We start from the raw sequence: 25,114 nt of genomic DNA on the forward strand, positions 1-25,114 counted from the left end.
CCGCAGGCCGACGGACCTGCCGTACCAGGCCCGTTTCCTCAGGCGGCGCGGCCGGTCTTGAGCGCGGCCGTGGTGTCGACGACGCGGCGGGCCTGGTGACGGGCCGCCTGCAAGGTCACCTCACCGGCCGGGCCATCGCCGGCCACGTGGGAGGTGCCGTAGGGATTGCCTGACTGGAACTGGATGGGGTCGGTGTAGCCGGGGGGCACGATGATGCCGCCCCAGTGGTAGAAGGTGTTCCCCAGCGCCAGGAGAGTGGATTCCTGTCCGCCGTGGGCGGTGTTGGAGGCGGTGAAGGCCGAGTACACCTTGCCCGCGAGCTTGCCCTGGTACCACAGGGGGCCGGTGGTGTCGATGAACTGCCTGAGCTGGCTGGCCGGGTTGCCGAAACGGCTGGGGGTGCCGAACAGCACCGCGTCGGCCCAGTCCAGATCGTCGTGGCCGGCCTCGGCGACGTCGGCGGTGTCCTGGAGGTGTTGGGCCCAGGCCGGATTGGCGCTGATCGCCGCGGGCGGGGCCGTTTCGGCGACCTTGCGCAGGCGCACGTTCGCGCCGGCCATCTCCGCGCCCTCGGCGACGGCTCGCGCCAGAGCGTGCACGTGGCCGGTGGCACTGTAGTAGATGATCGCGACGTTCACGGGTTCCATGATCGGTTTTCTTCCTTCGCGCTCGGGTTCATCGATACGACGACGCAGCCCTGCGCGATGTGAGGCGACCCGCCGGCCTCCCCGGCCGGCGCGACAGGGAACCGCCGCCGACGACCGGATCTCCCGGAGCACCACCCCGCCCTGTCGCACTGCCGGTCACTCGGCCGGTCCCACCCCCTGTCGCACTGCCGGTCACTCGGCCGGTCCCGGCTCCTGACGCGAGGAGCCGGGACCGGCCCGCGCTCCCTCCGACCCTCCCCTCGTCCCCGCGCCGGGAGCGGAGGGAAAGGCATGGCCCGGCGAGAGCGGGCGGGTGGCTAGTTCTCTTCGTACGGCGCGGGCGGCTGCAGGGAGGCGCACCCCTCGAAGACCTGCTTCTCGGCCGCCGAGCCGGGCTTGACCTGCTTGAACCCGGCAGGCTTCTCCTCCTTGCCGACGGGCTGCCAGACGCCGCCCTTCTGCAGGCACTGGGCCCACGCGGCGAACTTGGCCTCGTCCTCGGGAGAGGACGGCTCGGCGCTGCCGAGGATCACCGAGTCCCACTCCTTGCACGCCTTCATGGCGGCGTCGAGCTTGGCCTGGCTGACCTTGGTGACGGCGCTGGTGTCGAGGTCCTGTCCCTTGACCGGGTCCGGGATGTCGATCCCGTTCTCCCGCATGCACCCGGCGAACTTCACCGCGGTCTCGTGCCAGCTGGGCTTGGCGGAGCCGGGCGCAGGGCTCGACGTGCTGGCCAGGCTCTGGGCCCCGCACGCCGCGCTCAGCGCCAGGGTGGGAAGGGCCGCCAGGACGGCGAGGCGCCGCTTGGTGATGAACACATGTCCTCCAACAGGTCTGTGACTGCCCATCACCCTGGCCCGCCCCTGTGAGCGGCCCGTCCGCGCCATGTCATGAACGTGTAATAGCTTCCAAGCCCGGACGAACCGCACGTCGGAGCCGCCGATACTGGACCGCATGGCTCGCGTGTTGCTGATCGAGGACGACCCGAACGTCAGGGACGCTCTGACGCTCGCCCTCAAAGGCAGGGATCACGAGGTCGAATCGGCGGCATCCGGGGAGGAAGGGCTGGAGCGGCTGGCACGCTTCGCCGCCGACGTGGTCGTGCTCGACCTCATGCTGCCCGGCATCGACGGGTTCGAGGTCTGCCGGCGCATCCGCTCGGCCACCTCCACCTCGATCGTGATGCTGAGCGCGCGGGGCGACGACTTCGACGTGGTCGGCGGGCTGGAGGCCGGCGCGGACGACTACGTGGTCAAGCCGGTGCGGCCGCAGGTGCTGGAGGCTCGAATCAGGGCGGTGCTGCGCCGTACCGACGGTGTGCCCTCGCCCGTGGAGTCATACGGCGCGCTGTGCGTGGACCGCGCCAGCCTGACCGTGAGCAGGGACGGGCGGCAGGTCGCGCTGCCACCGATGGAGTTGCGGCTGCTGCTGCACCTGTCGGCCACACCCGGACAGGTCTTCAGCAGGCAGCAGCTGCTGGAGGCGGTGTGGGAGCACGACTACCTGGGCGACTCGCGGCTGGTGGACGCGTGCGTGCAGCGGCTGCGCGCCAAGATCGAGAGCGTGCCGGCCGAGCCGAGGTACGTGCAGACCGTGCGCGGATTCGGTTACCGCTTCGGGCCGGTATGACCTGGCTCCGGGGGTTGCGGGCCCGGCTGGTGATCACGTTCGTGCTGGTCGGCGGGCTGAGCGCGGTGGGGGCCGCCGGGCTGACCTACTACACCGCGCAGAACAACCTGCTTGCCGGGGCGCAGGACCGGTTGCTGAAGGACTTCAGGAACCGGGTGCTGCTGCTGTCGCGCGACGTCGTGCTGCCCGCCGGTGACGGGGAGCTCGCCCTGCTGGCCGAGGACCTCGAGGTGGGCGACCGCAAGGTGTACGTGGTCAGGGACGGCGCCATCCCCAGCGACGCCCGCATCACCGCCGAACTGCGCACCAGCGTTCTGCGGCGGCCGGAGCTGGCCTGGCAGCGGGTGACCCGCGACGGCGTGCCGTACCTGGTGGCCGGCAGCAGGGTCATGCTCCTCGCGGGCGGGACACCGTCGGGGATCACCGTCTACCTCGTCGAGTCGCTCGCGCAGGCCGCCTCCGACGAGGCGGCCGTGCTGCGCGCCGCGCAGGCGGCGGCCCTCCCCGTCGTGCTCCTGGCGGTGCTGGCCGGACTGCTGGCCGCGCGCGGCGTGCTGCGGCCGGTCGCCGACCTGGACCGCGCGGCCCGGCGGCTGGGCGAAGGCCGGCTGGAGACCCGCCTGCCCGTGCGCGGCGGCGACGAGCTGGCGCGGTTGGCGGGACGGTTCAACGAGACCGCCGCGGCGCTGGAACGCTCGGTCGGCGAGCTGCGCGAGATGGAGGCCAGGTCGCGGCGGTTCGTCGCCGACGTCTCCCACGAGCTGCGCACCCCGTTGGCCGCCGCCACCGCCGTCACCGACGTCCTCCAAGCCGGCGCCGACCGGCTGGACGCCGACGCCGGGACCGCCGCCCGGCTGGTCACCGCCGAGGTCGCCCGGCTCACCAAGCTCGTCGACGACCTGATGGAGATCTCCCGCTTCGACGCCGGAGCCGCCGTGCTCAACCTCAACGACGTGGACGTCGGCGCCGCCGTCGCCGCCTGCCTGCGCTCACGCGGCTGGAGTGCCGACGTCACCACGGACCTGCCGCCGGACATCCGCGTCCCCCTCGACCCGCGCCGCCTGGACGTCATCGTCGCCAACCTCGTCGGCAACGCGCTGCGGCACGGCACGCCGCCCGTCACGGTCCGGGTGCGCGCCACCGGCCAGGCCGTCGCCATCGAGGTCGCCGACCATGGGCCGGGCCTGCCCGCCGACGTCCTCCCGCACGTCTTCGAGCGCTTCTACAAGGCCGACGCCGCCCGCGCCCGCTCCGAAGGAAGCGGCCTGGGCCTGGCCATCGCCCGCGAGAACGCCCTCCTGCACGGCGGCGACCTGACCGTCGCCCCCGGCCCCGGAGCCGTGTTCACCCTCACCCTGCCGAGGAACCGCCCTGCCGGGGAACCGCCAACCACCCCACCGGGGAACCCGTGAGAACCTGGCCCCTCGCCCTGCTCCTGGCAGCCTGTACGGCCTGCGGAGTCGGCCCCACCGGCGTGGTCGGCGCCGGAGAGCCCGCCCGCGGCTTCACCCAGGGCACCCGCCTGTACTTCGTGCAGGACGACCGCCTCGTCTCCGTCGGCCGCCCCGAGGGCCCGCTGGACGCCGCCGAAGCCGTCGAGCTGCTGGCCGGCGGCCCCACCTCGAAGGAGCGCGAGCGCTCCCTCGACACACGCCTGCCCAAGAACATCGCCGTCCGGGTGAACGACGACGGGTTCGCGCTGGAGAAGGGCGCCCCGATGCTGGTGGGCGGCCGATGGCTGCCGCCGGTCTCCCGCCTGTCGCGGATGGCGACCGGGCAGCTCGTCTGCACGATCGCGGCCGCCACCGCCGCCAGGCGCGGCGTGGACGTGGATGACGTGCGGGTGACCGTACCGGCCGAGGGTCAGGCGCGCTGCGCGGACTTCACATGAGCGACGCTCCGGGGCTTCGCCGTCGAAGATCAGCGGGGAACCACCTGAGCGCGGACGCCGGGGAGACCGTCGAATGCGGCCGAGGCGTCCATCGTGATCACTGTTCTCGCCGTGGCTGCGGCCGTCGCCGCGATCAGCAGATCGTACGCGCCCCTGGACTTACCTTCTCGCCGAACATGCGCCATGAGCCGAACATGAACTCTGGCGACGTCTGTCGTGTACTCCTCGACGGGAATCAAGGCCAGGACTTCATCCACGAAGGCCTGTCGATCGGGGCGTCGGGCCGCATCGGCCATCTCCACGCCGACGAGGAGCTCAGCCACGGTGATCGCGGCGATCGCCACATCATCGGCATCGTCGATCACCGTGTCCACGGACGCCTTGCCTCGCTCAGCGGCGATGAGCACACCCGTGTCCAGGATCAGGCGTCGGGCCACGTGCCCCTCATCTCGTCCGTGATGGACTCGCGGGCCGCCGCGACATCAGCCTCGAAATCCGCGTCCAGTGTCCCCGCGCTTCTGGCCAGAAACGCCTTGACCATACGCCCCGGCGCAGTGGGCGCGGGGCCGATCACGGCGATTTGCTTCCCGCCACGGGTCACCACGATCGTTTCCCCGCGCTCCGCCTCGTCGAGGACCGTCGCGAAGCTCCGAGACGCTTCAGTGGCAGTCATCACCTTCATGAAATCAGATTATCTGATTCGATGCCCTCGCGTACGCGTACGCGTACGCGGACGCGTCACGTCCCCCGCTCCCTCGGCTCATCGAGTTCCGATCAGCCATCCACTCCAGGCAGGCCACCAGCCACATCGCCCTCGCCAGGCCGCGCATCAGCAGGACCGGTGCTCACCGTGACCGCCGGCGGTGCCTCGTGTGAGAGGCACCGCCGGATGCCTCCGAACGACCGTCCGCCCGGTGTGGCCGGCGGCGAGATCGGGGGCGAGTTCAGCGATACCCCGCGTCGAGCGGGCTTTCACGTCTGGGCGGTGAGCAGGGCGTCGGCCAGGCCGGTGCGGGCGTAGAGCACCGAGCGGCCCGCACGGTGGGTGCTGGTCAGGCCGGCGGCCCGCAGTGCGGTGAGGTGTTGGGACACGCCCGCCGCGGAAAGGCCCGACCGCTGGGCGAGTTCGGTGGTCGAGGCGGGTGAGTCCAGTTCGGTCAGGATCAGCGCGCGGGACCGGCCGATCACCGCGGCGAGGGCTTCCACGCGCTCGTGCGTCCGACGCTCCCACAACGTGCCGATCCCGCGTGCCGGGTAGGCCAACTGCGGTGGTTCCGACGCGACGGAACGCGTCAGCACTCGCGGCCACGCGAAGACCGACGGCACCAGGAGCAGCCCGGCCCCGGTCTCGATCCTGGTGATGGCGCAGTGCCGCTGTACCAGGTGGAGGCCGCCGCCGGCCCAACGCACCGTGTGGTGCAACTCGTTGAGCACCTGGGCCGTGCCCTGCTCGGCCACCTGGCGGCCCCGATGGAAGACGTCCGCCTCCAGCACCGTGCGGATCCTGGCCCAGTAAGGCGCTATCGCGAGCCGCCAGTAGGCCTCGATCTCCGCGACGATCCTGGGCAGGTAGGTCCCGGGGGTCCGGTGAAGGCTCCGCAGCCGGGAGGACAACCGGCCGTCGCGCTCGGCGGCCAGGCAGTCGAGGTCCCGCCGTACCTGCTCGGGGTCGGTGGCCTCGATGGCGGCCAGCTCGTCGGAAAGGTCGGGGGACGCGGTCGCCGGTGCCGGGTTGAGAAAGTCGGGGAGGTGGCCGACGAGCGGAATCATGTCAGCCAGCCAGCCGCGGTCGAGACCCGCGGCCGCGAGCCGCGGGCGTACCTGGTCGACCCAGCCCCGATGGGGGTCCGCCACCGCGGCGGCGGTCAACACTCTGCGACTGGTGACGACTTCCCACATGGGCGAGACGGCGAACCGGGTCTCGGCCAGATCGTTCACCGAGAAGGTCAGCCGCGCCTTCATACCGCCTCCCTTGCGTCCCATGATTCGGTCCGAGCTTAATCAATGGACGCTCGCCGTCCCGCCCGGCAGCATCCCGTTGCGGGTGCCCACGAGGCGGGGCGCCGCGAAGCAGAACGACGCGAAGGCGGTCATGCACATGTCTGTTGACCTCTCCCCCACCCCTGATGCCGCGACCGAGCGGAAGGCCCGGCTGTTCCGCGCCTTGAGCACCGAGTCCGTGCTGGTGCTGCCCAACGCCTGGGACGCCGCCAGCGCGACGGTGATCGCCGCGGCCGGCGCCACGGCGATAGCCACGACCAGCGGTGGCGTGTCGTGGTCCCTGGGTCGCGGGGACGGGCAACGGCTCAGCCGGGGCGAGATGATGGAGGCCGCGCGGCGCATCGTGGACTCCGTCGACCTGCCGGTGACGGTCGACGTGGAGGGAGGGTACGGCCCGGCCCCGGCGGATGTCGCCACAACCGTGCGGGCGGTGGTCGAGGCCGGTGCGGTGGGCGTCAACCTGGAGGACTCCACGGCTGTCGGCGGTCCGCTGTTCGACGTCGCCGAGCAGAGCGCCAGGCTGCGCGCCGCCAGGGATGCCGCGGCAGCGGCGGGCCTGCCGACACTGTTCATCAACGCACGCACCGACGTCTTCCTGTTCGCGATCGGTCCGTCCGACGCCCGACTGGGCGAGGTGCTGGCGCGCACGGCGGCATACGCCGAGGCGGGAGCCGACGGCATCTTCGTTCCCGGCCTGCTCGATCTGGACGTGCTGAGCACTCTCTGCGCCGAGTCGCCACTGCCGGTCAACGCGATGGCCGTCGCCGGTGGACCACGTGTCACCGAGCTCGCGCAGGCGGGGGTGCGCAGGATCAGCCTGGGCACCGGGCTGGCTCAGGCCGCCTACACCGCGGCCCGCAGAGCCGCCGCGGAACTGCTCGGCACGGGAAGCCTCACAGCCCTGGACGGCTCACTGGACTTCAGCGAACTCGACGTCCTGTTCCGTCGTTGACCGAGCCTAGGAGGACGGCTCGGGCAGGCGATCGAGGGCGGCGTCCGCTCTCCTGACCGGATAGCTGAGAATGAGATCCACGCTCTGACGCGTATACAGGCGCAGCCGGTAGACGCCAGGACCGCCGCGCGCAAGATCGGGGAAGCGCACCTTGCTCGCCGAGAGCGTCTGCATCACCAGGCGACCCGATTCGCTGACGATGTCCACCTCGACCACCTTCTCCCAGCCTTTGCGTCGCAGGGGTGGCGGGGCCGAGCGCAGCGCCTTCGCCGTGACGCAGGTCGCCCAGTCCTGGCTGGGCGTGAAGACCAGGGCCAGCGGACCGCTGGCCGCCAGGGTGCCGACCGATTCCGCGTTCCAGATCTTTTGGGAATGTTCCTCGGTGTCCGCTTCCGGGTCGTCGATGCCGTACGGCATGCCGTCCCAGTCGTAATAGGACGCGGTCGCCTGGAACCGAGTACGTAGCGCGGGCCACGGGTCGCGGCACATGGCGTCCTCCTTGCGCGCCTCGCGCTCTCGCCGTTTGCGCTCGGCGTTCTCCTTCTCTGCCTGCTGCCGGCGCATCTGAGCAGACGACAGCAACAGATCCGGATATTTCCGTCCGATCACCTCCGGACAGAGCAGCGCGAGCAGCGCGGGCCGAGCCTTGACCGGCTCCCCGGCTGCGAACCTGGCGCACGCGGCCCAGCCCTTGCCGAGCAGTTCCTGATCCGAGACACGCAGGTCAGAAGGCTTGTTCACGCTGCACATGTAGGCCCGGTCGCGCTCGTGGGCCGGGATGTCCGCGACGCGTGGCGGTGCCGACGACGCCCAACAGTCCATGAGGTCACCGCTCTGCCAGGTGTAGCCGAGATGGGGACGGCCCTCGGGTCCGACGACCATCAGCGGCAGGACCGCGGCCACAGCCGCGACCGCTGTGGGCACTCGCAGCGCCGTCTTCCGCCTCCGCTCACGGTTCAGCTCGTGCGCCGTACGCGCCAGCCAGACGATGTAGAGCACATCCATCGCCTCGGCGATCGACTCGATAGTGCTGCCGCGCGTCAGGCCATCCACGAGCTCCACCAGGAACGCGCTCGCGAACGTGCCCAGACCGATGAGGAGCGTCACCCGGCTCCAGCGTCCGTCACGCCGCTGAGCGACCAGCAGCAGCACCATCGCGACGAACGCGGCCACTCCCGCGGCCATGACACTCGCTCGGTCGGCCGGACTCATGAAGAGCTCGGGCTTCAGATCGTCCGCCAGGTCGCTCGCGAACGATATGGCCGGTCCCACCAGTCCGAGCAGGAGCAGAGCCAGCCGGAAGGGCCGACCTGACCCGGTGAGCATCACCGTGAGCAGCACCAGCGCAGGCACCCAGAGCGCCAGTCCGATGACCGTCTCAACCAGGTCTGGAAGGAACGAGGGGATCAGCAGCCACACCACGTCCGCGTACAGCAGCAGCCGTAGCCACGTGGCCGCGCGACGCATCGGCACGGCCGCAGGCGCGGGTCCCCGCAGAATCTGCCACAGCATCCACGAGTTCACCAGCCCGACCAGCAGCAACCCGCCCAGCACCGGCACCAGAGGAGACTTCCCGACGACCTCGCCGGGCGGGTACCACATGGTGACCAGCCATGCGGGTGTCGCGGTGCCGATCACCAGGCTGAGGACGATCGAACCGAGAGTGATGACCAGGTAGACAGACGTCGCTAAACGATCTATGCGCACAATGAGGCCCGATCGTAGTACGACCGCGTAGTTCCCCCGGAACTGGTCGAGCACCACGATCCACGGCAACATCCGTGGCGGCGGCCTGCTCGATGGCGCCCCCGGCTGGCCCGATGGCACCGAGCCTCTCCTGGCCGGAGGGAAGCGCGGGGTCGACGTGCCGGGGGTGGGGACCATCATGGAAAGCGACAGGTTCAGAGCGGGAGGCGGTGGATCCACCTGGCGCACCAACCCGCCGTCCGGAGTCAAGATCCCCGACGACTGCCTGCCTCCAGGGACCGACGGGACGGTATTCATCATCGGCGAAGTCCAGCGCTAGACACACGTCTGGCGCCGAGCACAGCGCGACTCGTCCTGCGGCTAGATCCGGCGAAGGAGAGGCCCCTGGTCGGCGATCAGAGTGACTCGAGCCAAGCCCGCCGGACTCACCCAAGCAAGCCGTCGCCGCCGCCTACATCGCCAAGTGCGCCACCCAAGCCGCCGAAGGCGTCGGCACACTCGATCGCCGCATCAACCCCCTCTGGCCGACCTGCGCCTCACCCAGTGGGCTCACATGCTCGGCTTCCGCGGCCACTTCTCCACCAAGTCCCGCCGCTACCCCACCACCCTCGGCGTCCTCCGTAACGCCCGCCAGCAACTCAGACTCCGCTGGCAGAGCGGCCACGTGAGGCTCTTGGACGGGAAGAGTGCGTCGACGACCGGCCGCCCGCTGATCACCCACCAGCCTTCCCGCCAGGCCGGCACGCCCCGATCTCACGTCCCGACCAGGTCGCCGCGACCACCACCGGCCCCCTCGCAACGGCCTGGCCCGTTCGAGTCACCCGCACCGTTGCAGAACCAGGAAGAAATAGGTGACGGTGTTACGATTATTCCGGATTCGTTGGTCGGCTCGCAGGAGCTGGTTTTCCACTAGAACAGCTGGAAAAAGACCGACAAGACGACACCGACGTATCTGGACACCGGCGACCCGGCGCGGCAGCGCACGGACTACTACCCCCCTTGGCTGGACAACCTTGCCGACGAGGTGACGATGGGGGGCTCGGTTCTGAACGGGATCGTGCGGCGGGCCGAGGACGTTCGCACGGTGCCGGCCTATGCGCGCACTCTCTACGAGTACCAGGGGATCTCATGGCCATGCCACAATCCATGCGCGCGCTCGTAGCCGGAAAGGTCGGCGAGCCGGCCGATGTCCTGCGGGTGGAATCCCGGCCTGTTCCCACGCCAGAAGCCGGTCAGGCGTTGATCCGCGTGAAGGCGACTCCGATTCACGCCAGCGATCTACACGTACTGCGTGGTCGCTACGGTTTCTCCCCCGAGTTCCCCACTGTTGGTGGTCACATGGAGTGCGTGGGCCGTATAGAGGCCCTGGGCCCGGACACCGAGGGGCTGGAGATCGGCGAGCGCGTGGTGACCGTTGCAGTCCCGGCGGTACCCGGGCCCCGTACGGCCGGCACTTGGCAGGAATACCTTGTCGCCGACACCCGAAGGCTCCTGCCGGTCCCCGACCATCTGAGCGACTCCGACGCCTGCCAACTCGCCGTCAACCCGTTGACCGCGCTGCTGCTGGTGACACGCGAACTCGACGTACAGCCGGGTGAATGGTTGTTGCAGACAGCCGCGGGCTCCACCGTCGGCCGGCTCGTCATTCAGCTGGCCAGGCATCTGGGCATTCCGACGATCAATGTCGTGCGGCGGCGCGATGCCGTCGAGGAGATCAAAGCGCTTGGTGGTGACGAGGTCATCTGCACTGAGGACGAGGACCTGTTGCAGCGTGTGGCTGAAACAGCAGGACCGGCTGGCGTGCGCAAGGCCATCGACTGTGTCGCGGGCCACGTGGGTGCCCAGGTATCCCACGCATTGGCTCCGGGAGGAGAGCTCGTGGTCTACGGCGCGCTCTCTACCCATCGGCAGACCGACCCGGCAGCGCTGACGATCCCGCTGCAGGCACGCTCGGTTATCTACGAGACCAAAGCAGTCCGTGGCTTCTGGCTGAACCGCTGGTTCGGCACTGCCTCACCTGCGGATGCGCTGCGCGCGCTTTCCGAGGTTCGCAGTCTCGTCGCGGACGGAGTGCTGAGTATCCCCCAGGGCCAGCCGTTCCCGCTCGAACGCTTCATGGAAGCCATCTCGCTCGCCGAAACACCCGCACGTGGCGCCAAGCCACTCTTCGTCTTCGAATAGGACGCGGTATTTGGATCGCGGGAGCCTGTCGCCGGGCGGGCTGTCGGTGGTGGTCGCGCACAGGTCTTCCGCGCCGGGCCCCTCAAACCGGCAGGCGAGGCCGACCGTGTTCAACGTGCAGGGTGCTGGACAGCCAGCCTGTGACGAGGTCGGCGATCACGGTGCCGGCCTGGTCGTTGAGGTGGATCTGGTCGGTGAGCATGGTCAGGCCATTGCCCGTGGCGATGTCGTCCCATGAGCGGCGCAGGAGATAGTGCTGCAGGGCGACGCGCAGCGCCAGGCCGAAGCTGAAGGCGAAGCGGGGCGCGGTGCCGTTTGAGCGGATGTGCTCGGCGATGCGCTCATATGCCGGCAGGTAGGCGACGCCCGCACGGGTGGCGGTCTGCCTGATGGCGGCGTTGTAAGGGGCAAGTTCCTGGTTGGCCCGGCCGTCGAGGTCCTCGCCCAGCCGGGGGCGCCGACAGCAGGGCGATGCGGGCAGTGGTACGGGACTGCAGCCGGCTGACGATCTGTTCCAGGTTGGTTTGGAAGCGGGTCACGGGGATGCCGTTGCGGGCGTCGTTGGTGCCGATGAGGATGGCGACGGCGTCCGGCCGGCAGGCCACGACCTGGTCCAGGCGGCCCAGCAGGTCGGCGCTGGTATGGCCGTTGATGCCCGCGTTGACGAACTCGTGCCCGCCGGGGCCGAGCCGCTCGCGCAGCGCGCCCACCCAGTCGGCGCTGAGGCTGGCGTGGGTGAGGCTGTCACCGAAGGCGACCGTGACGGTGTGGGTTCCGGGCCTGGGCCCACGAGTGCGGAACTTCTTGGGCGGGTTGGCGGGCGGGCGGCGGAAGGCCAGGTACATCAGGGCGCTCAGGCCGCCGATGAGCAGCAGGATCAGGGTGATGGCAACGGTCATGGTGATCTCCGGTGGAGGGTGAGCTGGAGGTTCAGCAGGCGTTGGGTGCTGTTGACAGCCAGTGGGAGGTGAGGCCGGTGATGATGGCCGCGCCGCGGTCGCTGAGGTGGACGTGGTCGATGAGGAGCTCGCGTCCGCCGTCGCGGGCGATCTCGTCCCAGCTGCGCCGCAGCAGGTAGTGCTGGGCGGCGGCGGTGAAGGCGAGCGGGAAGCTGAAGGCGTACGGCTGCCGCCCACCTTGCGGCCGCAGGTGGTCGGCCACGCGCTCGTGCACGGGCAGGTAGTCGACCTGCGCCTGGTGCGCGATGTCCTTGATCGCGGCGTTGTATCCGGCGAGCTTTCGGTTGATCGCTGTGTCCAGGTCCTCGCCGAGCGGCGGCAGGGACATCAGCGCGATCCTGGCTGTGGTGCGGGACTTGAGGCGGTCGACGATCACGCCGAGATTGTCTCGGTACTGATCCAGCGGGACGCCGTTGCGGACGTCGTCGGTGCCGATCAGGATCGTGACCGCGGCGGGGCGGCAGGCCACGATGTCGGCCTCGACCCGCCGGCGCAGGTCGGCGCTGGTGTTGCCGTTGGTGCCGGCGTTGATGAACGCGTATCCCTGATGCTCGGGCCGGGCGCGCAGCGAGCCGACCCAGTCCGCGCCGAGTGCGCCCTGGGTCATGCTGGCGCCGGCGGCGACCACGCGGGGGCGGGCGTCCGGCCCGTGCCCGTGGGCGCAGAGTTCGGCCGGAACGTCGAAGACCTGGACCCCGAGTTCCGCTGGGCCTGTGTCGTGTCGCGGAAGGAAGCGCAACCAGCCGCCTTCGGAGCGGATGCCCAGCAGGGCTTGGGCCACGGCGACCTGGCCGCACCGCCCACACACAGGTCGCCGTCGCCGGCAAAGGCGCGGATCGCGCGTTCGAACGGCGGCAAGGTGGCACACGCAGTCGCTTGCTGTAGCCCGATGGCACTCCGGGTGGCCGACTCCACCGGACGCCACGTTCACAGCGCTCGGGATGCACTCCCGAGCATCATCACCGACCTGACCGTGATCCGCGCCGACTCGACACCGAACCACGATCGGACCTGAGCGGCCTGCCGGGGCCATGATGTGCGTGACACATGGTGCTCGGACATGTGTGGCTAACTGGCCGCGCACACTATGAGACCCCACCCTTTCGGCAAGCTCGGAAACGCACTCAAGTAGAGCTTCCATTGCAGCGCCTCAGGCTTATGAGCTTGAGGCGCTGTTGTCATTCCAAGGAGGCGTCGATCCGTCGAGTGTGATTCGCACCTGGTGGTTGTGCTTGACATGGTCGGCAACGCGACCTTTCACCTGGGCGCCAAGCTGCGGAAGTTCGAAATCCAGAGGCATGCCGGCTACCTCGGCCAGTCCTACAGCATCAGGGACACCGTGGATCCTCAGGAAGATACCGAACGGTTGTCTGCCAATGACTGTTCCAGCGATGTGCTCATCCACCGGGAGCGCCTGGCATGTGGCAGGCCAGGATGCTTGGATCTTCTCAGCCGCCTCTGGCCCGATTTGCGGCCACGAATACTCGCCCACACTCTGACTCTTCACTGAAGGCTCACTGTTCGACGAGCGCATACTGTCGTCAGCGTTGTCGTCAAGGCAACAAAAACGCCCCGGAGCGATTTTCGCTTCGGGGCTTCTTTGCAGCTCAGGAATGGTGGTCAGGGGCAGGGTCGAACTGCCGACCTTCCGCTTTTCAGGCGGAGCAATCACACTGCTCGGCTGATCGAGACCGTGCTCAGGTGCGTGTGTGCGGTGGCGCGGATGCGTCGGCGTGTGGGGACGTTGCTGTCAGCGCTGCTGTCACCTCAGCCATGGTCATCCGGTGCCGGGGCCCGACGAAGGAGGGCTTCGGCGTCGATCGCCCCAGCCCCGGTCGGCGGGAACCGAAGTCAGCGATCGTCACGGCCTGGACGGATCACTTCGGTGTGAACTCGCGGCATGGAAGTCGCTGACGGTCGGCATCGAGGCCAGACGTCCGGTATAGATCGCGAGCGGCCGATTGCGGTTGGCGAGGTTGCTGCACGCGATTGCTGCACCCTTTGGGGTCGATGGATTGCCCGCGAACTCCGTAGCACCTATGGCCGAACGGTGTCCGAATACGGCTAGACCCTACCGGTTTCGGTAGTTTGATCCACCGCCTATGAGGTCTTTAAGATGTCACTTCTTCAACGTAGACTCAGACCCTGCCCTAAAGCTAGGAGAAGTCCAAGCCGCAGGAGGGTGACTTGGCCGGCACCTTGTTCTTTCGCCTACATGTTGCGCACATATATCAGCGCAGGTTCGACTCAACAAGCCTCGCCCAGGCACTCTCGGGCAGCCATTGGTATCTCCTTACTAGGAGACCAGCAGTTAAGCTGATGCCGAATTCTTTCAGATATGAAGACGAGATTCTGACAGCCGACTTCGTCACTCGCAATAGCAAGACAGGAAAAGCTGACGTTCATACATTAGGCACCGACACTCGACATCTAGGACACCTAAGCGATTTTCAGATTTATGCAGATGGCTCATATTTTTCGTTCAGAACATCAGAGACCGTGATTCACGGTGATTCATGGGCACTCGCTTCATTGCTGGCCGAGGCCAGAGGAGATGTATCGCTACAGGAAGTCCTCTACGTTGGACAAGCATTCGGATCGAACAATTCGCGCAACTCGTATGAGCGCACTCTTACCCACAAGAAGCTACAGCGAATCTACGAAGATCACATTGACAGTGGATACGAAATCTTTGTAGTTCCACTGGCATGCGAAAAGTCGATATTCATCAGCGATGATCACATTGAAGACGCGGAGCCTGGTCCGGACCTCGAAATATACTGGCGAGATCTCGTCACCGTAGAAGGTAAAGTCCTGCGCGCGTCAGTCGATTTGATCGAACACAGCATAATTTCACATTTCTCTCCTCACTATAATGAGAAGCTTGTCGAGTGGCGTGCTTCGAGGCCAACCGACGCGATGCAAAAGATGCGCAAGGCGGGATTCCGCCTTCTTCACATCCACCTGAGTGGATGGCATGGCCTTGCCCGCTTTTATTCATCGGCGACACCTACACCATATAAAAGTCATCTCATATCGCACGACCTACCACCGAGTGAGCTGGCCGCTCCAGATGTCTTGCGAGGGATTTCAGCGCAACAAATGAGTGATTGGCGCTTCGGCTCCTACATGTTGCGACAAGGCCAGGACATTGTGGCGAACCTGGCTGAGAATTCAGGTGCGGCGATGCGTATCTTTGGCGACGCAGCACCTGCCATTCGTAAACCTTCCGGCATCAAAATACCTCCTCCAGAGGTACCCGCCGATACTGCCACGGAACATCACGAAGTCATTAGAGGAGAAATCAATCGAGTCAGGGAATCGGAGCGCCAGGCTAAGGAGCCGCCACAACACCCTGGACTGCCGACGTATGATCCACGCAGAGGCACGATTCAGATAGGCAAATACTCGGATGGAAGTCCGTCGCACCTCCAACTTTACGACCCAAAGACTGGGATAATCCAATCAGTTCTTATTATTGGCAGCCACGGCATGGGCAAATCAGCTAGCTTGCAAACCCTGATCATAGAAGCGTACGCCTCGGGCGTGTTTGATGTCATACCAGTCAATCCGCTCAATAACGACAGCTTGGCGGACATCTCCCGCGCGCTTCACAAGGACCGCCCACTAGTCACAAGCGTCAATGACGCCATTCATGTCCTAGAAATCGCGCTTCGCGTAATTGAGGAGCGGAAAGAGGGAGGGTATGTAGGGTTCCCCGGACGTGACAAGCCCGGACTATTTATAGCGATTGACGATGCTGACCAGATTCTTAGGGACGAGCGAGCCCACGAACTCGTCGAAGTAATTCGAAAGTCGGGAGGCAGAGTTGGTGTAGGACTTATGTTGGTCGTCTCTGAGATCTCATCCTTCGAGCTTAATGACGCCATCATGCAGACGCTCGTAACTTTCCCGCAACAATTGGCATTTATGAAGGACGGCTACTACGTGATGGCCGACCTTAAGGCTCGTTACGGACCAAAAAGAGAAATCACATGGGATCGTAACTCGGTCACTTTTGTTTTGCAGCGAGACTCGTCGAACACCCGCCTCGGCATCATTGTCGATACATTCGATCCTGCACTTGAGCCAGATCTCGCCAAGTCCAAATGTGCCCAGCAGATAATTCCCGACGAAGTTCGAGTTGGCAGTTGGAGGATGATTGATAGTGTAAATCGATGGAGCATCCATGGTCTCAATATGCGCGAGTGGATGCTGGCTCGACATGATGATGCTTGGGCCGTAACTGTGAACTTGGCCACCTTCTCGAATGAAGCTTTCGAGGATGCTGCAGACGTACTCAAGTGGGCAAACTCGGCTTTCAGTTATAGGTTCGATGGTGAGCTAGGTCGCTGGCAAGCAGGTCCGACCGTAGAGGGAGTTCTCACTCTCTACGCAGACGCAAAGAGAGAAATTGTTCCTAAGCATCGATCGCTTGAGTCGGTATATCAGATCATGGTCAAGAACTATTGGGCCAATGGCTAGCCTCAACAAAGAGGTTCTGATACTTCGGCAATCAGTACTCTCACGCGTTCTGCGGTCATCTCCTCGTCGGGCAGGCGCAGCCATACCGGGCCGGACGTGCCAGGGCAAGCCGTCATTCACGTGTACATGTATCCCGGTGAACTTCCGCGTGCGCTGGTTGTCCTGCCCGCACATGGCGGCTTGCCCTGGTGCGGCTGGTCTGGTGTCCCTTGGGGTGGCCGACGAGGAGATGGCCGCACAGGACCCCAGCCACTTCACATCACAGCAACCACCGATCTTTGGCCATCTCCGAGGAGGGCCGGGGTTTGGGGCGGAGCCCCATATTTCCCTCAAGCCGCGGGGCAGGTGCCTCGTGCGATTGGTCTGCCATGGACTCTGATCGTGGCGCTGCGGGAGTGGGCGAGGTCTGAGGAGGAGCGGGCGTCAGGGACGGCCAGGTCCATCATGCTCGGATGTGCCGCTTGCCGGCACGCGCGCCGCCGCGGCGGGACCGGCCGGAGAGCCGCAGCCCGCCGCGAGCGAGCGCGCAGGGGCCGGGGCTTCAGTGTTGGTGTCCCCGCGGTGGCGCGGTGTTGGCAGCGGAGACCGGAGAGCGGTGGACAGGCAGGCCCGGCGTTCGTCTCAGAGAGCTGCTACTCCTGCGAGCTGATGGAGTCGTGGTGATCGTTGCGCGTGGTACAGCCTCGCCTCGGAGTCCTCTCGTCGTCGCTCTTGGTGAAGCATTGCCGAAGCCCGCTCGTCTTGCTTATGGCCTTCCGCGTCAGGTCACACCCGAGGTCGCGGCCCCCTCCCCTGACCCGGCATGATCGCGCCGTACCCGCCGCTACGCGGCGGGCTTGAAGACGTGGAGAAAGTTCTCATTCATCGGCCCTCGATGGCCTGTGTCTAGTCCCAGAAGATGAGTGACGATTCTGTCCCAGGACATGCACGACAGGTGATCTAGGAAACATTGCTGACCTTGCGGGGCCGGTTAGCTTTGACATTGCGGATCGGAAGGTCGGTGGTGCGCCGCACGACTCGTGGCCCTTCCGGCAGGTCGATGGTCAAGGTGGTGTCACTGACGTGCACGGTGACGACCTGGCCCGCATGCAGGCGGCCCAGGCAGACCGTCTGACGTGCCACCATGACCACGCCGAACGCGTTGGCGCGGCGTTGCACCATCACCGGCGAGTTCGACACGACCGAAGCATCTGGCCCCGTAAGGACGGCCGATACGGCTATGCCGCGTTCGTTCAGACCACGGCGGGAACGGTCAAGCGAGTGCAGGGCTCTTCCCGGACCCAGGATGACGCACGGAAGAAGCTGACCGAGCTTCTCCGCCAAGCCGACCAAGGCATTCCCGTCTCGTCGGAGAACTGGACTGTGGCCGACTTCCTGACGTACTGGCTCAAGCACATCGTCAGCGAAGAGCGGCGCCCCAAGACCTATCAGGGTTACGAGGGCGTGGTCCGCCTCCATCTCATCCCTGGGTTGGGCAGGAAGCGGCTCGGCAAACTCAACGCCCAGGACGTCAGGTTGTTCATCAATCGAGTCCGCTCCGAGTGCCAGTGCTGCCGGAACGGCTGGGATGCTTCTCGCGAGACTTTTCAGTGCTGTGCCCTCAAGAATGGCACCTGCTGTCAGTCACGGTTGTCGACACGTATGGTGCAGTCCATTCATGCGGTTCTCCGGAACGCCTTGGAGTGCGCTGTCCGAGAGGAGATCATCGCCCGCAACGTCGCCAAACTGGTCAAGGTCCCGGTTCCCAAGTACAAGGTCAATCGCGGACTCACCGTTCCGCAAGCTCGGGCGGTCCTCAAGGCCGGTCGCGAACACCGGCTCTATGCCTTGTACGTCCTGGCGCTCTGCCTCGGCCTGCGCCGCGGGGAACTGCTTGGGCTCCGCTGGGAAGACGTCGATCTCGACGGCACCAAGCTAGAAGTCGTACAGAGCCTCCAGCGCGTCGGCGGACGCCTCCAGTTCGTCCGCCCCAAGACCGCCGACTCGGAGCGAACCGTCCCGCTACCTCTGATCTGCCTAGAAGCCCTGAAGGAGCACCGCAAGAAGCAGTTCGCAGAACGCTCAGACCGCTGGGAAGAGTGGAAGGAACACGGCCTTGTTTTCCCCTCCCGATGCGGCACCCCCATGGAGCCGGACAACCTACGACGAAGCTGGGGAGCCATTCGCAAGGCCGCCGGCCTCGGCGAGATGCGCTTCCACGATCTCCGCCACACCTGCGTGACACTCCTGCTCAACCTCGGTGTCCCGCCCCAGGTCGTCCGCGACATCGTAGGCCACAGCGACATCGAGGTGACCATGACCATCTACGCCCACGTCTCCCTCGACGACAAGCGCGCGGCACTGCACAGGCTCGGGGAAGCACTCTGGTAAGCCAAAGCAGCCGCACAGTGCCTCGACGCTCACTCCAGCGTCGAGGCACTCATCCTTACTTACCAGCGTCCTTCTCGGTCGTCTCGGAGGGTTCGTCATTCTGGCGAGACTGATCGGATCCGCCGGTGCGAGCGATCGCCTCGATCAGCTGCGCTACGGCTTCGGGCCGTTGGTCATCGTTAAGCTCCCGAATGAGCCTCTGCGCGACAAGAAATCTGAACGTCTCCTCGGGCTGAGCGAAGTATGACCGGAGGTGACGAGCTGTGGTCTCTTGTAGTCGCAGGAAAGTTCGCCCGATGTACGCGGCAAGTACCGCCCCGGCCGTACCGACCAGGCCAACAACGATGCTCGACGGCGGGGACAGTGTCTTCCAGGCTGCGATACCCGATGTGCCGACGATGATCAGGAAGCCGCCCAGAATCGCCCACTGAGCATTCCGAAAGCTCTGCTCCGCATGCTGATCGGCCCTTGTGTGATACCCACGCAGACGTTCATTGGTGATCTTCCAGAGCTCGCTGAGATAAGAATCGTCTTGTCCGATCAGTTCCGCCTCGCGAGAGCCCAGCTGAACATCCCGTCGGACTTCTCTGTTCTTGTCCTCGAAGCGCTGCTGTTGGGCCTGACGTGCATAGACCAAAGCTATGACGGCAACCAGGAAGATCACGGATAGGGCGAGCAGCACCCCAACCAAGTCGATAAAGGCGTCGGCGTACGCACCCTGGTAGACCGCCCATAGCGTGATCATCCACATCACGATTGCTAGCCACAAAGCAGCAAGAGTGACGGCGAGCCAACCGAACAATCGTGCCCGCTTCCGTTCAGGTGACCCCGACCATTCCTCTTGGTTCACATTACTGTCGAACGACACCTGACCAAGATTGCGCAACGGAACCTCAGCATGGCCTCAAACGATCAAACCGTTACAGAGCGTCAGGTGTAGTCGTTGCTGTCACTGCTGCTGTCACCGAATCAAAAAGCCCCGCACGCTGATCGCGTCGGGGCGTTTTTGCTGTTCAAGAAGGGTGGTCAGGGGCAGGGTCGAACTGCCGACCTTCCGCTTTTCAGGCGGACGCTCGTACCAACTGAGCTACCTGACCCAGAGCGGTCCTGACGGGACTTGAACCCGCGACCTCCACCTTGACAGGGTGGCGAGCACTCCAAACTGCTCTACAGGACCTTGCTTTCGTTCCGGCCTTCCGGCCGAACCGCCTCGCTTAGCTTACCAGTCTTTCGGAGGTCTTCGACCTTCCGTCCGGCTGGTGTCGCCGTGTGCCCCCAACGGGATTCGAACCCGTGCCGCCGCCTTGAAAGGGCGGTGTCCTAGGCCGCTAGACGATGGGGGCCCGGGACTTTCGTCCCGTTCCTGACGTCTTCCGTTGGAGACCTCTGAAGCATAGGGGACGAGTGCCCCAAGTGCCAAAGTGGTTGTCCACCGGAAGCTCCGCTGACGCTTCCCGTTGGCGACGGGGACGTCGTTGGTGCTGGGGAAATCATACGTCGAGGGTCCGGCTCGACGTGACGCTGGATGTGCACCGACTGCTCTCCGAGGCCGCCGAGCGTGATGTCGTCCCAGGCCTGGAGCCTGTGCGTGGTCTTGTCGAAGTACAGAACCGATGCCTGGACGGGTGTCGGTTCGGCGTGTTCGAGGGCGCGGAGTCCGGCGCCGCCGGTGGAGCCCTGGACGAGGACGCGGGTGCCGGACGGCAGGAGCGTGGTCGAGCGGCGGTGGGAGTGGCCGGCCAGGACCAGCGGAGCGAATCCGGAGAAGCCCTTGGCCGCGTCGGGGTCGTGGATGGCGACCAGGTCGACGGGAGAGGGCTGTGGCAGCCGTACGGCGTGCTCGCGGCCGAACTCACGCATGCGGGCCGGATCGTTGTCGGCCGGCACCGACTTGTCGGGGGTGAAGCGGGGGTCGCCCAGGCCGTAGATGCGCAGCCCGGCGACGGTGGTGGAGTCGTCGTCGAGGACGACCGCGTTCTTCTGCGCGGCGACCGCGCGCTCGGTGACCTTGGAGTCGTGGTTGCCGCGCACGAAGACGTACGGCACGCGGAGCTTGCCGATCTCCTCCATGAAGGCGTTCTCGGCCTTGGTGCCGTGGTCGGAGATGTCGCCGGTGTCCACGATGACGTCGACCATGAACTGCTCCTTGAGCGAGCGGACGACGTTCCACGCGATCGGGTTGATGTGGATGTCGGAGACGTGCAGGACCTTGATGGAGGCGGGGGCGGGGTCGTAGGTGGGCAGCGCGGAGACCGTGTCGTACAGCTTGGAGACGTTCGTCACGAGCTTGGTGAGCTGCTGGCGGTACGACTCGAACTTGGTCACGATCGACTGGGCGCTGCCCACGAGTGACGGCGCGGCGGCGATCAGCCCCGAGTAGCGGGGCTCCACGAGGGAGCTGGGGCGGAAGGTGAGGGCGGCGACGGCGCCGGTGCCCGCGAGGGCGACGGCGGCGGCCAGCAGGCTGTAGAGGGCGACCCTGGGCCGGCGGAAGACGAGGTATCCGGCGAGCAGCGCTCCCGCGGCGGCGCACAGCAGGGAACGGATCACCAACGCCTGGACTCCGCCGCGCAGGTCGTCCTCGATGATCTCGGGCAGCCGGGTGGCGAGCTTCGGGTCGTCGATGAAGGCTCTGGCCTTGTCCTGGTCGATGTTCTCGAGCGTGATGCGCAGGCGGAGCGGCGCGTCGTGGCTGCGGAACCTGAGGGTGCCGAGCGGGTGGGCGTCGACCACGGTCTCACCGGTCAACGCGGGCCTGAGCGACATCCCCGTCTCGACGGGACCGACCTGGGCGCGGACCGTCCCGCTGAGGATGATGCCGAGCCAGGCGCCGACCGCGGACACGAGAAGCACCGCCGCGACCCGGGCAGGCCGCGACCGTATGACGGTTCTGATGACGTTCATACGCCTTCTTGCCTACCTGACGGACGGGGCAGAATGGCAACCGTGATAGAGGTCTCCCGGGAGAAGTTCGAAGAACTCGTGGCCGAAGCATTGGACACGATCCCTCCCGACCTGACCCGCGTGATGGACAACGTCGTGGTGGTGGTCGTGGACGACCCGCCGGAGCCTGATCTTCTCGGGCTGTACACCGGTGTTCCCCTGACGCAGCGCGGCGATTGGTACTCGGCGGTCCTGCCCGACCGCATCGAGATCTACCGCAACCCCATCTGTGAAATGTGCGACAGCGAGGCACAGGTCGTGCAGGAAGTGCAGATCACGGTCGTCCACGAGATAGCGCACCATTTCGGGATCGACGACGAGCGGCTCCATCAGCTGGGCTGGTGATCGCGGGCCCGCGATTACAGTTTGCAAGAGCTTGGCTGCTTTCGGTTGCGCAGCAGCCCCCTCCCCGGCACCTTAGGTCACATAGCGAGCACACTGAGTCAGGTTCAGCGGGGACCTATGGGGGCTAGGCTTCCGGGGAGGCACAGGCGTGCCCCTGAACGGCGGGCCACGTACGGCGAGGTCTTCGCCCTACGTGAGTTCCGCGCGCTCTGGTACGGCCAGGGCCTTTCCCTGCTGGGCGACCAGCTCGCCCAGGTGGCGCTGGCCGTGCTCGTGTTCCACCGGACACAGTCCGCCCTCGCCACGGCCGCCGTCTACGCGCTGACCTACCTGCCGTCGATCCTCGGCGGGCCGCTGCTCGCGGGCCTGGCCGACCGCTTCGCGCGCCGCCGGGTGATGATCGTGTGCGATCTCCTGCGCGCGCTGCTCGTGGCCGTCATGGCCGTTCCCGGCATGCCGTTCGCCGTGCTGTGCGTGCTGGTGTTCTTCGTCGTGCTGCTCAGCGCGCCGTTCTCGGCGGCCAGGGCGGCGCTGCTGCCCGAGGTGCTCGAGGGCGACCGCTATGTCATGGGCTCGGCCCTGCAGAACATGACCAACCAGGCCGTCCAGATGCTCGGATTCGCCGCCGGCGGCGCCGCGATCGCCTTCCTCGGGCCCTACCGGGCGCTGGCGCTGGACGCGGCCACCTTCCTCGCCTCCGCACTGATCCTCGTCTCAGGGGTACGGCGGAGGCCGGCCGCCGGCCGTACGGACGGGAAGAAGCCGTCGATGTGGCACATGACGCGCGCCGGAGCCGTGCTCGTCTTCGGTGACAGGAAGCTGCGCACGCTCGTCCTGTTCGCCTGGCTGTGCGGGTTCTACGTGCTGCCTGAGGGCATCGCGGTGCCGTACGCCGTGGAGCTGGCGAAGGACGCCTCGCTGCCGGTACCGGTGATCACCGGCCTGCTGATGGCGGCCATGCCGGCGGGGACTGTGCTGGGGGCCTTCCTCCTCAGCAGGTTCGTCTCGCCCGCGGGGCGGCTGCACGCCATGGGGTGGCTGTCGATGCTCACGTGCGCGCCGCTGATCGTGTGCGCGATGCGGCCGTCGCTGGCGGTCGTGCTGGCCCTGTGGGTCCTGTCGGGGATCGGGGGCGCCTACCAGCTCGCGGCCAACGCCGCCTTCGTCCAGTGCGTCCCGGCCGAGCGGCGCGGCCAGGCGTTCGGCCTGGTGCAGTCAGGGCTGATGGCCGCGCAGGGCATCGGCATCCTGATCGGCGGCATAGCCGCCGAGAGACTCGGCCCCGAGCCCGTCGTCGCCCTGGCGGGGATCAGCGGGGTGACGGTCGCGGCCGTGCTGGCCATGATGTGGACCGAGTCTCGCGGCGACATCGTCGCCAGAGTGCGCGCCCAGGCCGCCGCCTGAGCCCGCCGGCACGGTCACGCCTGCGGCTTCTGGTCACCGGGCATGCCGGGCTCCTGGCGCTGCCAGCCTGCGGCCGGGCTGTAGTCGGGGGTCGCCTGGTGCCAGGTGTCCTTGGCCTGCTTGTTGTTGATCAGGTCCTGGACGATCGAGGTGTTCTTGCCCTCCTCGGGCATGAGCAGCCAGCCGATCGCGTAGACGCCGATGCCGGCGCCGCCGAACAGCGTGGCGATCGCCAGGCCGATCCTGACCAGGTTGGCGTCGATGCCGACGTAGTCGCCGATGCCCGAGCAGACGCCCGCGATGATCCTGCCCTGGCGGGTCCTGCGCAGCTGCTTGAAGTTCGATTCGCTCATGGCTCAAGACTGCCCCTGGGCCCGCTGTTTCCACATCGGGATTGCCCCTGGTAGAACCCTGGGGTATGGACGACTTGCTACGGGTCGACTTGCTACGGGTCGACGACAGGCTCACCGGCGACCAGAAACTGATCAGGGACACCGTCCGGTCGTTCGTCGCCGACCGCGTCCTGCCGTACGTGGGCGACTGGTTCGAAGAGGCCGTCTTCCCCGCCCGCGAGCTCGCGCCCGCCCTCGGCGAGCTGGGGCTGCTCGGCATGCACCTCGAGGGGTACGGCTGCGCCGGCACCGACGCGACCTCGTACGGCCTGGCCTGCCGCGAGCTCGAAGCGGGCGACTCGGGGCTGCGCTCGTTCGTGTCGGTCCAGGGTTCGCTGGCCATGTTCCCCATCTGGAAGTACGGGTCCGACGAGCAGAAGCGGCAATGGCTACCCCTGATGGCCTCAGGGTCGGCCATCGGGTGCTTCGGCCTCACCGAACCCGACCACGGATCCGACCCCTCCGCCATGCGCACCTTCGCCAAGCGCGACGGCTCCGACTGGATTCTCAACGGATCCAAGATGTGGATCACCAACGGGTCCATCGCCGACGTGGCCGTCGTCTGGGCCCAGACCGACGACGGCATCCGCGGCTTCGTCGTCCCGACCGACACGCCCGGATTCTCCGCGCCCCCGATCCACAAGAAGATGTCGCTGCGCGCGTCGGTGACCTCCTCGCTCTACTTCGACGACCTCCGCCTGCCCGGCTCGGCCGTCCTGCCCGGCGTGACCGGCCTGCGCGGGCCGCTCTCCTGCCTGTCGGAGGCCCGCTTCGGCATCCTCTGGGGCGTCGTCGGCGCCGCCCGCGCCTGCCTGGAGACGGCGCTCGACTACGCGCGCACCCGCGTCCAGTTCGACCGGCCCATCGCCGGATTCCAGCTCACGCAAGAGAAGCTTGCGTGGATGTACGTCGGACTGGCACAGTCGTCGCTGACCGCTTTCCACCTGGGAGCCCTGAAGGACGCGGGGGCACTCACGCCCCAGCAGATCAGCTTCGGGAAACTCGCCAACGTGCGGGCCGCGCTGGACATCGCCCGGCAGGCCCGCTCGATCCTCGGCGGAAACGGGATCACACTGGAGTACCCGGTGATCAGGCACATGACGAACCTGGAGAGCGTGCTGACGTACGAGGGGACTGAGGAGATCCATACGCTGGTGCTGGGAGAGGCGTTGACCGGGTTGTCGGCGTACAGGTGATGTGCCTGACGT

At 66.6% G+C, this 25,114-nt stretch carries 23 protein-coding genes and 4 tRNA genes; 11 read left to right on the plus strand and 16 right to left on the minus strand.

The window, feature by feature from the left end; translation table 11 throughout:
- Positions 1–38: 38 nt before the first annotated feature.
- On the minus strand, positions 39–647 hold the full coding sequence (gene wrbA / locus ACWDLG_RS19180) for an NAD(P)H:quinone oxidoreductase (protein WP_449921611.1): 609 nt from the start codon (positions 645–647) through the stop codon (positions 39–41).
- Positions 648–964: 317 nt separating this feature from the next.
- Complete coding sequence (locus ACWDLG_RS19185) at positions 965–1,465, minus strand: hypothetical protein (RefSeq protein ID WP_449921614.1); 501 nt, start codon at positions 1,463–1,465, stop codon at positions 965–967.
- Positions 1,466–1,601: 136 nt separating this feature from the next.
- Between ACWDLG_RS19185 and ACWDLG_RS19190 the strand changes: the two genes are divergently transcribed.
- Genes ACWDLG_RS19190 through ACWDLG_RS19200 form a run of 3 tightly spaced genes read left to right on the plus strand, consistent with a single transcriptional unit; the run spans position 1,602 to position 4,167 of the window.
- The gene (locus ACWDLG_RS19190; RefSeq protein ID WP_354923159.1) at positions 1,602–2,276 is read left to right on the plus strand and encodes a response regulator transcription factor; all 675 of its coding nucleotides are present in this window, start codon (positions 1,602–1,604) and stop codon (positions 2,274–2,276) included.
- Positions 2,273–3,688, plus strand: coding sequence for an ATP-binding protein (locus ACWDLG_RS19195; RefSeq protein ID WP_449921617.1), 1,416 nt, complete (start codon positions 2,273–2,275; stop codon positions 3,686–3,688). The genes ACWDLG_RS19190 and ACWDLG_RS19195 overlap by 4 nt, the downstream gene beginning before the upstream one ends.
- Complete coding sequence (locus ACWDLG_RS19200) at positions 3,685–4,167, plus strand: hypothetical protein (protein ID WP_449921619.1); 483 nt, start codon at positions 3,685–3,687, stop codon at positions 4,165–4,167. The genes ACWDLG_RS19195 and ACWDLG_RS19200 overlap by 4 nt, the downstream gene beginning before the upstream one ends.
- Before the next feature lie 29 nt (positions 4,168–4,196).
- Here ACWDLG_RS19200 and ACWDLG_RS19205 read toward each other — a convergent pair whose 3' ends face one another.
- The 3 genes from ACWDLG_RS19205 to ACWDLG_RS19215 form a co-directional block, all read right to left on the minus strand.
- Positions 4,197–4,604 carry a PIN domain-containing protein gene (locus ACWDLG_RS19205; RefSeq protein ID WP_449921621.1) on the minus strand — a complete coding sequence of 136 codons (408 nt, stop codon included), beginning with the start codon at positions 4,602–4,604 and terminating at the stop codon, positions 4,197–4,199.
- The gene (locus ACWDLG_RS19210; RefSeq protein ID WP_449921624.1) at positions 4,589–4,849 is read right to left on the minus strand and encodes a type II toxin-antitoxin system Phd/YefM family antitoxin; all 261 of its coding nucleotides are present in this window, start codon (positions 4,847–4,849) and stop codon (positions 4,589–4,591) included. Before ACWDLG_RS19210 ends, ACWDLG_RS19205 begins: the two co-directional genes overlap by 16 nt.
- Positions 4,850–5,139: 290 nt before the next feature.
- The gene (locus ACWDLG_RS19215) at positions 5,140–6,129 is read right to left on the minus strand and encodes a DUF5937 family protein (protein WP_449921627.1); all 990 of its coding nucleotides are present in this window, start codon (positions 6,127–6,129) and stop codon (positions 5,140–5,142) included.
- A gap of 19 nt (positions 6,130–6,148) precedes the next feature.
- Between ACWDLG_RS19215 and ACWDLG_RS19220 the strand changes: the two genes are divergently transcribed.
- Complete coding sequence (locus ACWDLG_RS19220) at positions 6,149–7,120, plus strand: isocitrate lyase/PEP mutase family protein (RefSeq protein WP_449921630.1); 972 nt, start codon at positions 6,149–6,151, stop codon at positions 7,118–7,120.
- A 6-nt stretch (positions 7,121–7,126) separates the two neighbouring features.
- Here ACWDLG_RS19220 and ACWDLG_RS19225 read toward each other — a convergent pair whose 3' ends face one another.
- Entirely contained in the window at positions 7,127–8,884 is a 1,758-nt protein-coding gene (locus ACWDLG_RS19225) for a hypothetical protein (protein ID WP_449921633.1), read from the minus strand.
- A gap of 406 nt (positions 8,885–9,290) precedes the next feature.
- On the opposite strand from ACWDLG_RS19225, the gene ACWDLG_RS19230 reads away from it, so the two are divergent.
- Positions 9,291–9,740, plus strand: a complete 450-nt coding sequence (locus tag ACWDLG_RS19230) for a replication initiator (RefSeq protein WP_449921636.1) — start codon at positions 9,291–9,293, stop codon at positions 9,738–9,740.
- A 233-nt stretch (positions 9,741–9,973) separates the two neighbouring features.
- Positions 9,974–11,008 (plus strand): zinc-dependent alcohol dehydrogenase family protein, encoded by a 1,035-nt coding sequence (locus ACWDLG_RS19235; protein WP_449921638.1) that lies wholly within the window; start codon positions 9,974–9,976, stop codon positions 11,006–11,008.
- 341 nt (positions 11,009–11,349) lie between these two features.
- Here ACWDLG_RS19235 and ACWDLG_RS19240 read toward each other — a convergent pair whose 3' ends face one another.
- From ACWDLG_RS19240 to ACWDLG_RS19250, 3 genes are all read right to left on the minus strand, one after another.
- On the minus strand, positions 11,350–11,907 hold the full coding sequence (locus ACWDLG_RS19240; protein ID WP_449921639.1) for an SGNH/GDSL hydrolase family protein: 558 nt from the start codon (positions 11,905–11,907) through the stop codon (positions 11,350–11,352).
- Between the two features lie 31 nt (positions 11,908–11,938).
- A complete protein-coding gene (locus tag ACWDLG_RS19245) occupies positions 11,939–12,748 on the minus strand; it encodes an SGNH/GDSL hydrolase family protein (RefSeq protein WP_449921642.1) in 810 nt (269 codons plus the stop codon).
- Positions 12,749–13,581: 833 nt separating this feature from the next.
- Positions 13,582–13,660, minus strand: a tRNA-Phe gene (locus ACWDLG_RS19250).
- A 494-nt stretch (positions 13,661–14,154) separates the two neighbouring features.
- Here ACWDLG_RS19250 and ACWDLG_RS19255 point away from each other — a divergent pair.
- Entirely contained in the window at positions 14,155–16,452 is a 2,298-nt protein-coding gene (locus tag ACWDLG_RS19255; RefSeq protein ID WP_449921645.1) for a hypothetical protein, read from the plus strand.
- Between the two features lie 939 nt (positions 16,453–17,391).
- On the opposite strand, the gene ACWDLG_RS19260 is transcribed toward ACWDLG_RS19255, so the two are convergent.
- Positions 17,392–17,631: a hypothetical protein gene (locus tag ACWDLG_RS19260; protein WP_449921648.1), complete on the minus strand. Its 240-nt coding sequence runs from the start codon at positions 17,629–17,631 to the stop codon at positions 17,392–17,394.
- Between the two features lie 81 nt (positions 17,632–17,712).
- Between ACWDLG_RS19260 and ACWDLG_RS19265 the strand changes: the two genes are divergently transcribed.
- Positions 17,713–18,822, plus strand: coding sequence for a tyrosine-type recombinase/integrase (locus ACWDLG_RS19265; RefSeq protein ID WP_449921651.1), 1,110 nt, complete (start codon positions 17,713–17,715; stop codon positions 18,820–18,822).
- A 55-nt stretch (positions 18,823–18,877) separates the two neighbouring features.
- Here ACWDLG_RS19265 and ACWDLG_RS19270 read toward each other — a convergent pair whose 3' ends face one another.
- From ACWDLG_RS19270 to ACWDLG_RS19290, 5 genes are all read right to left on the minus strand, one after another.
- A complete protein-coding gene (locus tag ACWDLG_RS19270; RefSeq protein ID WP_449921654.1) occupies positions 18,878–19,690 on the minus strand; it encodes a TRADD-N-associated membrane domain-containing protein in 813 nt (270 codons plus the stop codon).
- A 155-nt stretch (positions 19,691–19,845) separates the two neighbouring features.
- A tRNA-Phe gene (locus ACWDLG_RS19275) sits at positions 19,846–19,919 on the minus strand.
- A gap of 5 nt (positions 19,920–19,924) precedes the next feature.
- A tRNA-Asp gene (locus ACWDLG_RS19280) sits at positions 19,925–19,999 on the minus strand.
- A gap of 93 nt (positions 20,000–20,092) precedes the next feature.
- Positions 20,093–20,165 (minus strand) — tRNA-Glu (locus tag ACWDLG_RS19285).
- Positions 20,143–21,675 carry a metallophosphoesterase family protein gene (locus tag ACWDLG_RS19290; RefSeq protein ID WP_354923288.1) on the minus strand — a complete coding sequence of 511 codons (1,533 nt, stop codon included), beginning with the start codon at positions 21,673–21,675 and terminating at the stop codon, positions 20,143–20,145. Before ACWDLG_RS19290 ends, ACWDLG_RS19285 begins: the two co-directional genes overlap by 23 nt.
- A gap of 84 nt (positions 21,676–21,759) precedes the next feature.
- On the opposite strand from ACWDLG_RS19290, the gene ACWDLG_RS19295 reads away from it, so the two are divergent.
- Positions 21,760–22,110, plus strand: a complete 351-nt coding sequence (locus ACWDLG_RS19295) for a metallopeptidase family protein (protein ID WP_449921657.1) — start codon at positions 21,760–21,762, stop codon at positions 22,108–22,110.
- 117 nt (positions 22,111–22,227) lie between these two features.
- The gene (locus tag ACWDLG_RS19300; protein WP_449921660.1) at positions 22,228–23,514 is read left to right on the plus strand and encodes an MFS transporter; all 1,287 of its coding nucleotides are present in this window, start codon (positions 22,228–22,230) and stop codon (positions 23,512–23,514) included.
- 14 nt (positions 23,515–23,528) lie between these two features.
- Here ACWDLG_RS19300 and ACWDLG_RS19305 read toward each other — a convergent pair whose 3' ends face one another.
- Positions 23,529–23,867 carry a PspC domain-containing protein gene (locus ACWDLG_RS19305; protein ID WP_449921663.1) on the minus strand — a complete coding sequence of 113 codons (339 nt, stop codon included), beginning with the start codon at positions 23,865–23,867 and terminating at the stop codon, positions 23,529–23,531.
- A gap of 65 nt (positions 23,868–23,932) precedes the next feature.
- On the opposite strand from ACWDLG_RS19305, the gene ACWDLG_RS19310 reads away from it, so the two are divergent.
- The gene (locus ACWDLG_RS19310) at positions 23,933–25,102 is read left to right on the plus strand and encodes an acyl-CoA dehydrogenase family protein (protein ID WP_449921665.1); all 1,170 of its coding nucleotides are present in this window, start codon (positions 23,933–23,935) and stop codon (positions 25,100–25,102) included.
- Positions 25,103–25,114: the final 12 nt, after the last annotated feature.

It is taken from the genome of Nonomuraea sp. NPDC003727, assembly GCF_053586935.1.

Coding starts and splice junctions, on each gene's coding strand:
- ACWDLG_RS19235 (WP_449921638.1), top strand. CDS start 9,974: ATGCGCGCGCTCGTAGCCGGAAAGGTCGGCGAGCCGGCCGATGTCCTG.
- ACWDLG_RS19310 (WP_449921665.1), top strand. CDS start 23,933: ATGGACGACTTGCTACGGGTCGACTTGCTACGGGTCGACGACAGGCTC.
- ACWDLG_RS19190 (WP_354923159.1), top strand. CDS start 1,602: ATGGCTCGCGTGTTGCTGATCGAGGACGACCCGAACGTCAGGGACGCT.
- ACWDLG_RS19195 (WP_449921617.1), top strand. CDS start 2,273: ATGACCTGGCTCCGGGGGTTGCGGGCCCGGCTGGTGATCACGTTCGTG.
- ACWDLG_RS19220 (WP_449921630.1), top strand. CDS start 6,149: ATGATTCGGTCCGAGCTTAATCAATGGACGCTCGCCGTCCCGCCCGGC.
- ACWDLG_RS19305 (WP_449921663.1), bottom strand. CDS start 23,867: ATGAGCGAATCGAACTTCAAGCAGCTGCGCAGGACCCGCCAGGGCAGG.
- ACWDLG_RS19300 (WP_449921660.1), top strand. CDS start 22,228: ATGGGGGCTAGGCTTCCGGGGAGGCACAGGCGTGCCCCTGAACGGCGG.
- ACWDLG_RS19295 (WP_449921657.1), top strand. CDS start 21,760: ATGGCAACCGTGATAGAGGTCTCCCGGGAGAAGTTCGAAGAACTCGTG.
- ACWDLG_RS19240 (WP_449921639.1), bottom strand. CDS start 11,907: ATGACCGTTGCCATCACCCTGATCCTGCTGCTCATCGGCGGCCTGAGC.
- ACWDLG_RS19215 (WP_449921627.1), bottom strand. CDS start 6,129: ATGAAGGCGCGGCTGACCTTCTCGGTGAACGATCTGGCCGAGACCCGG.
- ACWDLG_RS19210 (WP_449921624.1), bottom strand. CDS start 4,849: ATGAAGGTGATGACTGCCACTGAAGCGTCTCGGAGCTTCGCGACGGTC.
- wrbA (WP_449921611.1), bottom strand. CDS start 647: ATGGAACCCGTGAACGTCGCGATCATCTACTACAGTGCCACCGGCCAC.